The organism is Pristimantibacillus sp. PTI5 (assembly GCF_048572955.1).
GTDB lineage: Bacteria > Bacillota > Bacilli > Paenibacillales > Paenibacillaceae > Pristimantibacillus.
This window is the reverse complement of sequence record NZ_CP183886.1, coordinates 6,077,153-6,090,565: the sequence shown is the minus strand read 5'-3', so window position 1 is coordinate 6,090,565 and position 13,413 is coordinate 6,077,153. Positions and strand designations below refer to the sequence as shown.

Here is a 13,413-nt window from a genome sequence, read left to right as displayed (position 1 = left end):
AAAAGCGAGACCGGCCTAAAGTTGGCCAGCCCCGCTTATTTTCATTTTATAACTTATTCAATGCGTTCCAAGTTGCCGTTGGCATCCATCTTAAATCTGGGCTTTGCTTCATCCTCGTTCGTCAATACGGTAAGCCGTCTCGCGCGGTCCATAATTTGAATCAGTGTTTTGTAGTCATCATTCACGGCGCGGTAATCGGTTTGAACGTTATTAACTTCTTTGGACAATCTCTCATTCTGGTCTCGCAACCGAAACAGCTCATCCTCTTTTTCTTTCAGTTCCTTCTCATACCATTTAATTTGACGCGTTAAATCCTGATAGGTCGTCTTCCATCCACGGAGAAAACGAATAACTGCATCAACCGACAGACCTTCTTCAATGGTTCCGTTCTCTTGCTTGAAACCACGTTCATCCGTCTCGAATACGGCAATCGATGAAACATGAGGCGTTGCGACAATCGTTTGTTTTTTCAAATAATTTCGCTTCTGGCGCTGCTGCTTAGCGATTTGAATGGCATCCTCATACTTTTTGCGAACGCAGCTGTTCCAACGGAATCCGCAGGCTGCGGATGTACGTCCGATTCGTTCACCGACTTCCTCAAAAGCTGCAAGCTGGGTACTTCCTTCGCGAATATGGCGTAGCGTAACCTCGGCGAGAATTAAATCATCGTCCGGACTCCACGCATCTTGTCTAACTGCTGTCATGCAACGAAAACCTCCTAACGTAAAGGCGCTTACTTTATCTCTATGCCCTTGGTAGAGTTCATAGAATCTATTGGATACTAATTTGTATAACCATTTTTTCTCCCGCTCATACATGTTAGCTCTTATATTTGAGCAAACTATATCGTAGTATGCAGGCATTAACCGTATGCAAACAAAAAGTTTGCGATTTCGTCACTGATTTTGGTTTACACTTATTTCGCCAAACGTTATAATGATCATTAGAAAATCGGGTCGCAGCGAGAGGGGGATATTATCATGGCACGCATGTATCGGGTACTTGGCTTTTGGACCCTGGTAATCGGACTAATGGCTTTCGCAGGCCATATGACGGAATTTGCGCTTCTGTTTTTCGCGCAGGCCGTTGCTTTCGTATTTCTAGGTTACTTGAATTTCTCCGAAAGAACTTACATCGTTATGTTCTGGGGATATATGATCATTTCATTCGTGGGTTTCACGTATTGGTCTGTCTTCAAGATGGACTTGCCGTTCTAACAAAGGCAACCGCGTTTTCGCGGGGCAAGCCCTTCCAAAGAGCTTATGAGGTACGGAGTATAAGTAACGTATCAGCATCAGCTGTACATACTTGTATTACATGAAAAAAAGGTGCTCATCCTTTAGGATGGCACCTTTTTTTCTATGTACGGGCTATATTTTGTCCAACACCATGACCTTAAATGCTTCGCTCATCTGATCGCTGAGAAGCAGCTGCCTAACCGCACGGTTTTGTCGCATTTCTTTGCTGAAGGGATCCGTGCTGCCATGATTTTGCAGCAGCTCCAGAACCCCGTTTTCAATCAGAAACTGCTTTTGGGTCATAAAGCCAGTAACTTTCCATCCGCTTGCCAGCGCTTCATTCCGAACGAATGTAAACGGTACATGCGAAGTCATATCCTGTTGGCCGATCCGGATGTACGGGCTGTCGCTGGCCATATGCCGCCAATAACACATTAACGTACCCTGCATCCGATGCTCCGCCGCGTATTCATCAGCCTCATGGCCGTAATCGATGAGCATCAGCCTCCCCTTCGTCATCGCAGTTCCAAGCTTCTTCAAAAACTCGGCTGCGCCGGAATGAATCTCCGTACGCTGTCCTTCCCTAAGCTGTATGCCATCCCTCGCTAACCAACCGCTTATCCTGGAATCCGATAACGGCATATATACCTCATAAAAACCGTGCGCTTCATTGCCGGCAACGCCAATCTCCACAAGCTGTCCATTCTTACAAGTCACAACATGTACCGGAAACGCATCCAATAGCTCGTTTGCAATGACCAGAGCCGGCTCTCTCAGCCAGCTTGCTACCCAAGCGTCCGCCGATGCAGCAAGAATCGGCTCCTGAACCGCCTCGTCCGGACTGTTCATCCCGTCAAAGGTTTGCTTCGCCGTTTCAATATGCAGGGGATGATCCTCGATCAGGATAGACTGAAAATCCGATTTCCAGTCAGGGCTTCGCTTTCTTCCGGCTGCGGCAATTTGTGCAGACAATCTGCCCGTTCCCGCCCCCCATTCGATAAGCTTTAACGGTTCATTTAACGTTCTGCTATAAGAAAGGGCATAATCCGCAAGCACCTCCGCAAGCACCTGGCCAATGCCCGAGCTTGTATAAAAGTCCCCTTCCTTCCCCACGCGGACAGGTCCCGACCGGTAATAGCCATTTTTCTCATCGTATAAGCATGCAGCCATGTAGCTTAAAAAAGAAATACAAGGCACGCTGCGGTCATTGCCGCATGAATCGGCATGCCATCCCAATAAAGATGATGCCGCAATGTCGGCACCGATGGCGGCTGCGAGCTCTTTTTCGTTCATGTTAAGGTTCATCCTTTTCCAATTGTAAGATATAATAGAATGGATTGCCGCATAAAATGATTGCTGAGGAGGGACGATGCCGTTGACTTTGCCAGCCAAGCGTAATCGTATTTCCGTAGCAGCCACGGCGATGCTCGTTATCGCATTGCTGTTTTTTCGGACCCCAGCGTGGGCTGAGCCTCTTACTGACGATGAGGCGGATATGCATTCCTTGCTTGAAAAAAGCTTATCCGTCGTAGAAATCGACAAAGAGATCGCACGCATCGGGGAACAGAAAGAGCAGCTTACGCTGACCATGACGGATACGGAGAGGCAGCTCATGCTGCAAGAGCAGCAAATATCGGACAAACAAGATGAAGCAGGCAGTGTCCTGCGCGCTTATTATATGGGAGAAAGAGATTTTTTGCTCAGCGCTCTTCTATCGTTCGATTCTTTGTCGGAACTGTTTCAAATGCTGGATTATGCAGAAATTATACTTACCCAAGACAAGCATACCTTGAATACATACGTTGAGCAATATCGGAAGGTCAAGGAGGGCTACACCCAGCTTGAAACGAGGAAGGACGAGCTGATTGCCATCGAGGAGCAGCTTAGAACGCAGAGAGAGCGGGTGCTGGCGCTCGAGCAGCAGCTTAATCAGGAGCTTTCTGGCCGATCCGATGCCGATCGTATCCGAATCTTAATGAAAGAGCTCACCTCGTACTGGGAAACTGCCGGCATCGATGAGGTGAAGCAATATTTCCGCGCGTTGTCGAAAGCGATGGGGAAACTGCCTAGCTGGGTGCAGGATCATAAGGAACTGCTTGAAATTAAAGGATTCCAATACACCATTCGCGTGCCCGAAGACGATTTAAATTCTTTTTTACGTGAGCAAAATGATATTTTCAACAATTTCGCATTCGATTTCGTAGACGGAAAAGTCATCGCGCAAGGCAAACGGGATAATATGGAGATTAAAATAAGCGGCCATTATACTATTGAGAACGATCCTAAGAATGCCATCCTATTCCATGTCGACGAGCTTTTATTTAATGGCTTTGCGCTGCCCGACACGACAAGAAGCGCATTGGAAAAAGAGTTCGATCTAGGTTTCTATCCTGATTTGATTGTCTCCTTCCTAAATGCGAATTCCGTTGAGATGAAGGACGGCGAGCTGACGATTAAGCTAAGCCTTAAGCTTTAGCGGTTCATCCTCACTAAAGTTTCGACAAAAATGAGCCTGCCTCAAGGTTGACGAGGCAGGCTCATTTCACTTTTCCAGCGCTTCTAACGCTTCAAGATAAGCAGCTATTTCGAAGCGGTTCACGGAAAATGTTTTCCACAAATGCTCTCGCTGCCTCCATTTTTCCGGCCATAACGGATCCGGGTTTGCTAGCTCCGCATCCGTTTTTTTCGTATCCAGCACCTTCTTCCACCATGCAGGCGGAATATGGGTTTGTTTGCTTTGAAGAGAGCCGTTAAACGCATATAGGGATGCCCTGGCAGGGAGCTGCCCCGTACGGTCATAGCTGATCTGCTGGTTGTTAATATCGGTCATCTCCTGTATCCAAACCATCGCTTCTTCTTCGTTTGCGCTGCTGGATGAGATCACGTAGCTGCGCCCGTTGAGCCAAGGGTAAATGATTTGATCCCGATCGACGATCAGTTTATTGCGTGTAGCCTCTTCAAGCTCCTCGTATTCGTTCCATGGAATAATAGCTGCAAGCAACTGGTTTTTTTGAAATGCCTCGTCTAACCGTTCTCTTTCATCTCCATTTATCCGGCTAATCTTTGCCTCCAGCTCTTGAAACCATGCGAGCTGAAGCGCTTGCGCGGCGTTTACCGGAAAAACATTCAGCATGCGGCTTGGCTCGGATTGAAAGGCTGCCAGCCATACGATCTGCTGCTGTAAATCACCCACGCTCCAATTCACGATGCTGGCCTGCGGATGAAGCTCGATGATTTTAAAAGCGGCCGCCTGATACGCATTCCAATCCGCAGGGGGTTCTTTTAAGCCGGCTTCCGCAAGAAGCGAACTGCTCCACACGATCGTATAAGGATTCAAATCTTTGGGGACGCCCCATAGGTATCCGTTCCACTTGAGCGGGTCAAGCAGTCCCGTCAGCTGGTCGGAAAGCGAATCTCCCGTCATGACGCTGTCTGCTGGCTTTAGAAACCCGCGTACGGCGAAGGGCCGTACCCATCCATTATCAAGTAGGATGATATCCGCGGCTTCACCTTGCTGGCTTTGAAGCGACCACAGGTCATATGCGCTGTCTTTGGACGGCTCATTCGTTATTTTTACTTGGATATGTGGATATTTCATCATAAAATTCCGATTAAGTTCCTGCAGCTCCTTGAACTGCGAATCCGGCAAGGAAACGTTTACATGAATATTGGCAAGCTGGTCGATGACAAGCTCTCCCGGCACAGGCTGGACATTTGATTTCCCATCCGGCTTCCTTACGCTTGTCGGATTCGTATCTCTTGAGAAGGGGATAAGCAACAATGCGGCTAACAGTAAAGTGCCCAATAAAAACGGCACATATTTTCTGGGAGTCACAGCTTTCTTCCTTTCATCCTTAAATCTACTAAAAATAGGATAACAATAAATGGCGGCTTTGTCCAAATGAACGTGGCTTGACGATAAAAAAAAGGCCCCCTCGACGATGAGGGGGCCTCTGCTTACAATAAATCAGCCGCGAGCTGTGCCAGCTTGGAACGTTCGCCTTTCTCCAGCGTCATATGGCCGCTTGTTCCTTCTCCTTTAAAACGTTCCACGATATGGGTTAGACCGTTGCTTATGGAATCGAGGTAAGGATGATCGATTTGCTCCGGATCGCCCATCAGTACGATTTTGCTTCCTTCGCCTACCCGTGACACAATCGTTTTCACTTCATGCTTCGTTAAGTTTTGCGCTTCGTCTATAATGATGAACTGCCCTGGAATCGATCGGCCCCGGATATAAGTCAGCGCTTCGACTTGAATGCTTCCCATGCCCATCAATATTTTATCGATGTCGCCCGACTTCTTCGTATCAAACAAATACTCTAAATTATCATAGATCGGCTGCATCCATGGACGTAGCTTCTCTTCCTTCTCGCCGGGCAGATATCCGATGTCCTTGCCCATCGGTACCACCGGACGCGCGATCAGCAGCTTTTTGTATTTATGCTCATCCTCCGTCTTCAGAAGCCCTGCCGCAAGCGCCAGCAGTGTCTTACCTGTCCCTGCCTTGCCCGAGAGCGTTACGAGCGGGATATCATCATTTAGAAGCAGCTCCAGCGCCATGCGCTGCTGCGCGTTGCGCGCCGTTATGCCCCAGACGGGATCATTGCTTAAAAATAACGGCTCCAGCCTGGCCCCATCTAGGCTGACTTTCAACAGGGCAGATTTAGAGGTACCCATCTCATCTCTTAGGATAACAAACTCATTTGGGTTCAACCGAATGTTCAAATGCATGTTGTTCACCGTTAGGAAGCGATAGGTGTAAAACTCATCGATCACAGCGGGATGCACGTACAACGTCATATAACCCGCATAAAAATCCGACGAGACAACCACTCGATCCGATAAATAATCCTGAGCCTGCAAGCCGAGGACATCGGCTTTAATCCGAACGAGCACATCCTTGCTCACCAACACGATGCTTTGTTTCTCCGGTTCGTTCTCCTGCTCTATATGGTAATTCAGCGCAACCGCCAAAATCCGATTATCGTTTGTCATTTCTCCGAACATCTCTTGCACGCGCATAAAGCTGCGGTGATTCAATTCCACCTTCAGCAAGCCGCCGCTTGGAAGCTCGATTCCCTCGTGCAAATGCCCTTTTTCTCTCATCTTGTCAAGCAGACGCGAGATTTGGCGCGCATTTCTTCCTAATTCATCAGCCAACCTCTTCTTAGAATCAATTTCCTCCAACACGACCGCGGGAATTATGACTTCATTATCATCGAAAGCAAAAATTGCTTGCGGATCATGAAGCAGCACATTTGTATCGAGCACGAATATTTTTTTCATGAGAACCCTCCCGGCGTTGGATATTCATTAGAGGCCATACATAGCAATACGCTTCTACGGGTAAACTATGGCGGATTGGTGACTTTTAGTTTTGTGAATGAGAAAATAAAAGAGGTGGCAAACATGTTCAAATGGCTTACTTCAGCGATCATTGTTGCGATTGTAGCGACAGGCTGCAGCACCGTCGCACGTAATGAGACATCACCCTCTCCACGAAGTAATGGCCAAGTCCAAGCTCAGCAAACCGAACCAAGGAAAAAGGAAATCAAGAATTCGGCGCAGGTTGCGGCACATCTGGAGCAGTTGGCCAAAGGAATTGAAGGAGTAACGAACGCGCATTGTGTCGTGTTCGGAAATACAGCGATTGTCGGCATCGATGTAGATGCCAAGATGGAGCGCTCAAGAGTCGGGACAATTAAATACTCTGTCGCGGAAGCCTTTCGCAAGGACCCCTACGGCATAGATGCTCTCGTAACGGCGGATATGGATCTCTCGCAGCGAATTAACGAAATTGGCGCCGATATCAATCGCGGCAGGCCAATAGCCGGATTTGCCGAAGAGATGGCGGATATCATGGGAAGATTAATTCCGCAGCTGCCTCGTGACATCATGCCTGAAGAGCCCGAAAAGCATGAAGCCCCAAAAATGAATAAGAAATTGTAAAGATGCCCTGAAGACACAAAAAGCCTAGTGAGCTACCACTAGGCTTTCTTCAATGCAGCGGAAACTTGTACATCCAAGCTGTCTGCTGCAAGTCTCTTATTCGGTTTGTCGCACGCAAGAACAGCGGACAAGCACGCGGCGTTATGCAACGCGTCCCCGCCATCGGAAATGCTCGAGGTCAAATCATCAGAAGCCGCATCAATGTTATGCATTAGAACGAATGCTTGTTTTGGCAAAACTTCGATCGTTAGCTTGGATACTTCGGATACGGTATTGGTCATTCGCATGACCTCCTTCTGAACAGATTCAAAAATGGCCTCTGTAGATGTATTATAACTAACATATTAGCTACAGTCTACGGTTATTCAGCCAATTTTCCCTGCAGCGCAGCCCTTGCTTCATCAAGCTTTGCTTCGTCCAGATAAACATAAGGACTTCTCCAAGTTCCCTCTAGCGGGATAAAGGTAATGTCCTCGCGGCTCATGCCCAAATAAGTCGACATCATATTTTTAATTTCTTTCGAAGGCATATCCATTGTCAAATTATTACCAACGGCCTCAATCACGGAGCCGATTTTTGTCACGCCGTCAAACGACTTCATTTTGTCCGTAAGCGCTCCAATGACTTGGCTCTGGCGCGCGTTCCGTTCAAAGTCACTCGACATGTTTTTGCCATTATTCGATTTCCGGTAACGGACAAAATCAAGCGCCTTATCACCGCTTAACACTTGAACGCCTTCTTCAAGGTCAATGTTCGTGCCATCCGCGGAATCTGTGTATTTCATGCGCATGTCGACATCCACTTCGACGCCGCCTAAAGCATCTACAACATCCGCAAAGCCTTGGAAATTAATAACCGCGGAATATTTAATGTCAATCCCAAACAGCTTGCTCATCACGTTGCGCACTTCCTGCTTGGCATCCGCATAGGCTGCTTCTTTTTCAAGGTTCTTCTCATTGAGGGCGTTCATATAAAAATCGGCATAAAAGCTGTTTGCTTTGCGTGTCCGGTAACCATCCACGTCAATGCTCGAATCCCGCGGAATGGTCACGATCGTCGCCGATTTCGAATTCGGGTTAAATACTGCAACCATCATCACGTCCGTATTCAAGCCCCCGCCGTGGGATCGCGAATCAAGACCCATCAAAAGCATAGCGACCGCTTTCTCTTTTACGGACTCTCCTGCCGGAATAACGACTTCCGCCTCTGTAGGCACAGAGATTTGGTCAACTGCTTTATCTGCTTTGAAAACGATATAGGCAAGACCCGCAGCCACGATGAGGAGTAACGCAAACAACAGCCCAAAAAACGTTTTAAGCACCGAGCGCTTCTTGCGCGGCTTTTGTTTTTTTGGCTTGACTGGTTGGCGAGAGCTCGTTCTTGGAGGTAACGCCGTTGATCCTTTACTCATATGCTCCACCTTCGAGTTCAGTTATATTTGGGATTAGATTCGATGTCCGCAAGCAGCTGTTCTCCCCGTTCGCGAGGGTACAGCTGGAGTTTAACGCGTCCATCCTTTTCATATTTCACATGAATCATCGTATCGTCGGTCTTCGTTATGGCAAAGTCCGTCAATCCATGATCCTCCGTTAAGATTTGCTCAAAAAAAGCCAATGTATCCCATGCTGCTTGATCGTCTTGCCGGGCAGCCGCAACCAGCTTAATCTGCAGCCAGTTAAATAGCGCATCCTCCAGCTTCATTTGCCGGATTCCGCATTTCGAGGCGCATTATCGCCGGATTTGCTGCCTTTCCATTTATCATATAGCTGACGGCCCCTGAGCATTAACATCATAAGGACTGCCACGCCCATGCATTGAATGATAGGAAGCTTATCTACCTGTAAAATCATGAGAACGAACGATCCGAACGCAATCAACGCGTAGACAAGGATTTCTTTCAACAACGGCAGCTTTTGCTGAGCACGAAACACTTTATTGAATATGTATATCGTGAAACCCAATATGATCAGATAAGAAACTAGCTTATGGTCGCTTAGCCATGCCTGCATGCTTTAAACCCCCTTCAGAGATTGTAAACGGCTTTCGCCGCGAATTAGTTGCAACGCATCAAGCTGAAATATAAGTGGGATTATAAGTTTCATCACTTATAATCCCACTTATTTTCAAAGAAAACGTAAGGCTCTGCATGCGCAAAACCTTACGTTTGTTTAAAGTTTAGCTCTTAAACGCTTGCTTGAGCATTTTTACGGTTTTTGTCCGCACGCTCGCGCTCGCTCTTATTCAAGATCTTCTTGCGAAGACGGATCGATTTTGGCGTGATTTCACAGTACTCGTCATCATTCAAGTACTCAAGCGCTTGCTCAAGCGAGAATAGACGCGGGCTCTTAAGCGTTACCGTATCGTCTTTACCAGCAGAACGAATGTTGTTCAGCTGTTTAACTTTACAGATGTTAACGATAATGTCATTCTCGCGGGTATGCTCACCCACGATCATGCCTTCATAGATTTCAGTACCCGGCTCCAAGAATTGGATACCACGGTCCTCAACGCCCATCATACCGTAGAAAGTGGAAGTTCCGTTCTCACTCGCTACAAGAACGCCTTGGTGACGTCCGCCTACGCCTGATCCAGCAAGTGGACCATAGCTGTCGAACGCGTTGTTCATGATTCCGTAGCCGCGTGTCAAAGTCAAGAATTGCGTACGGTAACCGATCAAGCCGCGTGCAGGAATTCTGAATTCCAAACGAACTTGGCCGTTTCCGTGATTGATCATGTTAAGCATTTCTGCTTTGCGCGTTCCTAGGCTTTCCATAACAGCGCCCATGCTTTCCTCAGGCGTATCAATTAGTAAACGCTCGTAAGGCTCTTTCTTCGAACCGTCAATCTCCTTGATAATAACTTCGGGTTTCGAAACTTGCAGCTCGAAGCCTTCACGGCGCATGTTCTCGATTAGGATCCCTAGGTGAAGCTCTCCGCGTCCGGAAACGACAAAGGCATCCGGGCTGTCTGTTTCATCTACGCGAAGCGCTACGTCAGTCTCAAGCTCTTTATAGAGGCGCTCACGAAGCTTACGGGAAGTAACCCATTTGCCTTCACGTCCTGCAAACGGACTGTTGTTAACAAGGAATGTCATTTGAAGCGTAGGCTCGTCGATTTTGAGAACCGGCAAAGCTTCTGGCTTCTGCGGATCAGCAATCGTTTCACCGATATTGATTTCGCGAATACCTGCGATTGCGATGATATCGCCCGCTCCGGCTTCCTCAATCTCCACGCGCTTAAGTCCTACGAAACCGAACAGTTTCTCGATACGCGCTTGTTTGTTGCCGCCCTCGCGTGTCATTACCGCAACGGTTTGACCTTGCTTAATAATTCCGCGGTTTACGCGGCCTACGGCAATACGGCCAAGGTACTCATTGTAATCAAGAAGCGTAACAAGGAATTGCAACGGCTGTGTTACATCCTCGGTAGGGGATGGAATGTTGCTTACGATTGTTTCGTAAAGAGCTTCCATGTTCTCGTCTTGCTTCTCAGGATCTAGGCTTGATGTACCCATGAGCGCTGAAGCATAAACAACAGGGAACTCAAGCTGCTCATCGTTTGCGCCAAGCTCGATGAAGAGGTCAAGCACTTCATCCACAACTTCTTGCGGTCTTGCGTTCGGACGGTCAATCTTATTTACGACAACGATCGGTGTTTGGTTCGACTCAAGCGCCTTGCGCAATACGAATTTCGTTTGCGGCATACAGCCCTCGAATGCATCAACGACCAAAAGCACGCCGTCAACCATTTTCATGATACGCTCAACCTCGCCGCCAAAGTCAGCATGTCCAGGCGTATCCACGATGTTGATCAAATAATCTTTGTAATTGATTGCCGTGTTTTTTGCCAAAATCGTAATACCGCGTTCACGCTCAAGATCGTTTGAATCCATTGCGCGTTCCTGTACTGCTTCATGATCGCGAAACGTACCTGATTGTTGTAGCAGTTTGTCAACCAATGTTGTTTTACCATGGTCAACGTGGGCAATAATGGCGATATTCCGTAAATTCTCTCTTGCTTGCATAACTAGTAATCCACTCCAATTGTTTTTTATTTAATTCCTTACCAACGTCTGCGTTTGCTTAGCATCATCCAAACACCTGCCGCAATTAACGCAACAGCAATCGCATAAATCCCCCAGCTCCACAAAAGCACAAGAACGACAAACACAGCCGATGCGGCAGCAAGCGCAATCGATGCCGTGAGTACAACACGCGGTCTGGATGAACCGAACAAATAATATTCGTAAAGGCCGGCTGCCACTCCAAAAATAAACAGCGGCCACAAATATTTCAAGCTATCCCATCCAAAAAGGTTGCAAACGACAAACAGCAGGGCATATACGACGAGCATTCCGCCTGGGACTAGCACGACCGCCGGAACTAATCTGCCGAAGTAAAGCACATGCAGAAGGACTCCGGGAATCAAGACGAGCAGCGGCCAGAATATTGCGCCCAAAAAGCTGAATACACCTAACTTGCCCAACAAAATAACGACCCCGGCTAACAGCAAAATAATTCCAGCGGAATATTTGTTATTAGGCATTCGCGTTCCGCTCCTTACAACGCCAATCGCATATGTTGACGAAAGACGACAGTTTTTATCTATATTAGTTTATAGGAACTGAGGCAAAAATACCAGTACGTTACGGGGGTCTGAGCAAAAAAAAACCGTTCCGCATTATTTTGCGTGAACGGAGCAGGTCATAATCAGGTTGAAATTGGTTTCTTTTTGACAACGGCAAGCGCGATAACAAGCGGAACGCAGAGCAGCGGTATCGCTTCGGAAAGCGTCTTGGAACCGTGGAAAAGCAGGCGGTTAAGCCCTGGATCATGCATGAGCATCTCTCCGGCGGCATATGCAAGCAGCGCTGCTCCAATGTAGGAAAGTGCAGGAAATCTTTGCAGCAGCGTCCCCAGCATTTGGCTTCCCCAGATGATCATGGGAATGCTTAGTGCTATGCCGAGCAGGATCAGAATCGGATCTCCTTCGGCGACGGCGGCAATTGCCAGAACATTATCTAAGCTCATGACAAAATCGGCAACTACGATGGTCCAGATTGCCGCCCCGATCGTTTTCGCTTTCTTGACGTTATGATTATCATGCTGCCCTCCTGCTTCCGCAAGCAGCTTTACTGCAATATAAAACAGCAGCAGCGCTCCTATGGCCTGTAAGAAAGGCACCTGAAGCAGCTTGATGGCGACGAGGGTCAGCAAACATCTTAAGCCTACCGCGGCTGCCGCCCCCCACCACACGGCCCGTTTACGCTGCTCTGGCGGCAGCTGCCCGCTCGCCATGGCAATGACGATGGCATTATCTCCGCTAAGCAATACATTAATCAGTACAATTTCGATAAATATAATTAGGCTGTCCACGTTCATCCCCCCTCTAATCAGAGGTATGAACAAGCCGTAAGGAATATGTCCAAAAAAAATGAATCCATCCGCGCGGCCGCCCGTATTTAATGTAGATTTCAAGATGCGTTTGTTAACGGAAGGAGAGTATTTGCTTATGGAATTATTCTCTGTCGAATTTTTCTCCGCCCTGTTGACCATCGTGTTCATCGACCTGATATTGGCCGGGGACAACGCCATTGTTATAGGGCTTGCAGCACGGAATTTGCCAAAGGAACAACAAAAGAAGGCGGTCATTTGGGGAACTGCCGGAGCGGTCGGAATCCGGATCATTGCTACCCTGCTCGTCGTCCAGCTTCTAAATGTTCCATGGCTTAATCTTGTAGGCGGGCTGCTCTTGGTATGGATTGCTTATAAGCTGCTCATACAAGAAGACCCGCATGACGGCATTAAATCCGGGAATACGCTATGGCAATCGATTCGGACGATTATTATCGCAGACGCGGCAATGGGAATCGATAACGTGATCGCGGTAGCCGGTGCGGCGCATGGAGATACGCTGCTCGTGGTCCTTGGCCTTATTATCAGCGTACCCGTTGTCGTATGGGGCAGCACAATCTTTATCAAGTTGATCAACCGCTTCGAATGGATCGTATATGTCGGCTCGGCGGTTCTCGCTTACACAGCTGCGAAGATGATAACGCATGAAAAATCATTCAAGGTTTTTTTCGAAAATCAGCTGTACTTCTGGTCTTTCGTCGTTCTAGTGGTCATTATTACCCTCGCAGCCGGTTTATGGACCAACTCGCGAAGGAAGAAAAGCATACAAGAAAAAAGCAGCGAATCCCATTAAGGGATTCCTGCTTTTT

Annotated in this window: 15 protein-coding genes; 4 read left to right on the top strand and 11 right to left on the bottom strand. The window is 47.8% G+C overall.

The window, feature by feature from the left end:
* Nucleotides 1-53 precede the first annotated feature (53 nt).
* Nucleotides 54-704: an RsfA family transcriptional regulator gene (locus tag ACN6MW_RS26775; RefSeq protein WP_364141183.1), complete on the bottom strand. Its 651-nt coding sequence runs from the start codon at nucleotides 702-704 to the stop codon at nucleotides 54-56.
* A gap of 276 nt (nucleotides 705-980) precedes the next feature.
* Between ACN6MW_RS26775 and ACN6MW_RS26770 the strand changes: the two genes are divergently transcribed.
* Complete coding sequence (locus ACN6MW_RS26770; RefSeq protein ID WP_053375484.1) at nucleotides 981-1,217, top strand: DUF2626 domain-containing protein; 237 nt, start codon at nucleotides 981-983, stop codon at nucleotides 1,215-1,217.
* A gap of 153 nt (nucleotides 1,218-1,370) precedes the next feature.
* Here ACN6MW_RS26770 and ACN6MW_RS26765 read toward each other — a convergent pair whose 3' ends face one another.
* Complete coding sequence (locus tag ACN6MW_RS26765) at nucleotides 1,371-2,531, bottom strand: class I SAM-dependent methyltransferase (protein WP_419872867.1); 1,161 nt, start codon at nucleotides 2,529-2,531, stop codon at nucleotides 1,371-1,373.
* Nucleotides 2,532-2,607: 76 nt separating this feature from the next.
* Between ACN6MW_RS26765 and ACN6MW_RS26760 the strand changes: the two genes are divergently transcribed.
* The gene (locus ACN6MW_RS26760; protein WP_419872866.1) at nucleotides 2,608-3,714 is read left to right on the top strand and encodes a coiled-coil domain-containing protein; all 1,107 of its coding nucleotides are present in this window, start codon (nucleotides 2,608-2,610) and stop codon (nucleotides 3,712-3,714) included.
* Nucleotides 3,715-3,780: 66 nt separating this feature from the next.
* Here ACN6MW_RS26760 and ACN6MW_RS26755 read toward each other — a convergent pair whose 3' ends face one another.
* Both ACN6MW_RS26755 and ACN6MW_RS26750 read right to left on the bottom strand, forming a co-directional pair.
* Nucleotides 3,781-5,073, bottom strand: a complete 1,293-nt coding sequence (locus ACN6MW_RS26755; RefSeq protein WP_419872865.1) for an ABC transporter substrate-binding protein — start codon at nucleotides 5,071-5,073, stop codon at nucleotides 3,781-3,783.
* A 122-nt stretch (nucleotides 5,074-5,195) separates the two neighbouring features.
* The gene (locus ACN6MW_RS26750) at nucleotides 5,196-6,527 is read right to left on the bottom strand and encodes a PhoH family protein (RefSeq protein ID WP_364141195.1); all 1,332 of its coding nucleotides are present in this window, start codon (nucleotides 6,525-6,527) and stop codon (nucleotides 5,196-5,198) included.
* A 123-nt stretch (nucleotides 6,528-6,650) separates the two neighbouring features.
* On the opposite strand from ACN6MW_RS26750, the gene ACN6MW_RS26745 reads away from it, so the two are divergent.
* Nucleotides 6,651-7,190, top strand: coding sequence for a YhcN/YlaJ family sporulation lipoprotein (locus tag ACN6MW_RS26745; RefSeq protein ID WP_419872864.1), 540 nt, complete (start codon nucleotides 6,651-6,653; stop codon nucleotides 7,188-7,190).
* Nucleotides 7,191-7,228: 38 nt separating this feature from the next.
* Here the strand turns inward: ACN6MW_RS26745 and ACN6MW_RS26740 are convergent, their stop codons facing one another.
* From ACN6MW_RS26740 to ACN6MW_RS26710, 7 genes are all read right to left on the bottom strand, one after another.
* Complete coding sequence (locus tag ACN6MW_RS26740; protein WP_364141202.1) at nucleotides 7,229-7,471, bottom strand: hypothetical protein; 243 nt, start codon at nucleotides 7,469-7,471, stop codon at nucleotides 7,229-7,231.
* A gap of 80 nt (nucleotides 7,472-7,551) precedes the next feature.
* Nucleotides 7,552-8,601 carry an LCP family protein gene (locus ACN6MW_RS26735; protein ID WP_364141205.1) on the bottom strand — a complete coding sequence of 350 codons (1,050 nt, stop codon included), beginning with the start codon at nucleotides 8,599-8,601 and terminating at the stop codon, nucleotides 7,552-7,554.
* A gap of 17 nt (nucleotides 8,602-8,618) precedes the next feature.
* Complete coding sequence (locus tag ACN6MW_RS26730; protein ID WP_419872863.1) at nucleotides 8,619-8,891, bottom strand: hypothetical protein; 273 nt, start codon at nucleotides 8,889-8,891, stop codon at nucleotides 8,619-8,621.
* The gene (locus tag ACN6MW_RS26725) at nucleotides 8,888-9,199 is read right to left on the bottom strand and encodes a YlaH-like family protein (RefSeq protein ID WP_419872862.1); all 312 of its coding nucleotides are present in this window, start codon (nucleotides 9,197-9,199) and stop codon (nucleotides 8,888-8,890) included. Before ACN6MW_RS26725 ends, ACN6MW_RS26730 begins: the two co-directional genes overlap by 4 nt.
* Before the next feature lie 173 nt (nucleotides 9,200-9,372).
* Nucleotides 9,373-11,214, bottom strand: coding sequence for a translational GTPase TypA (gene typA / locus ACN6MW_RS26720; RefSeq protein ID WP_419872861.1), 1,842 nt, complete (start codon nucleotides 11,212-11,214; stop codon nucleotides 9,373-9,375).
* Nucleotides 11,215-11,252: 38 nt separating this feature from the next.
* Nucleotides 11,253-11,735: a hypothetical protein gene (locus ACN6MW_RS26715; RefSeq protein ID WP_308997968.1), complete on the bottom strand. Its 483-nt coding sequence runs from the start codon at nucleotides 11,733-11,735 to the stop codon at nucleotides 11,253-11,255.
* Between the two features lie 164 nt (nucleotides 11,736-11,899).
* Entirely contained in the window at nucleotides 11,900-12,565 is a 666-nt protein-coding gene (locus ACN6MW_RS26710) for a TerC family protein (protein WP_364141217.1), read from the bottom strand.
* 136 nt (nucleotides 12,566-12,701) lie between these two features.
* Between ACN6MW_RS26710 and ACN6MW_RS26705 the strand changes: the two genes are divergently transcribed.
* Entirely contained in the window at nucleotides 12,702-13,397 is a 696-nt protein-coding gene (locus tag ACN6MW_RS26705) for a TerC family protein (protein ID WP_419872860.1), read from the top strand.
* The last annotated feature ends 16 nt before the right edge of the window (nucleotides 13,398-13,413 follow it).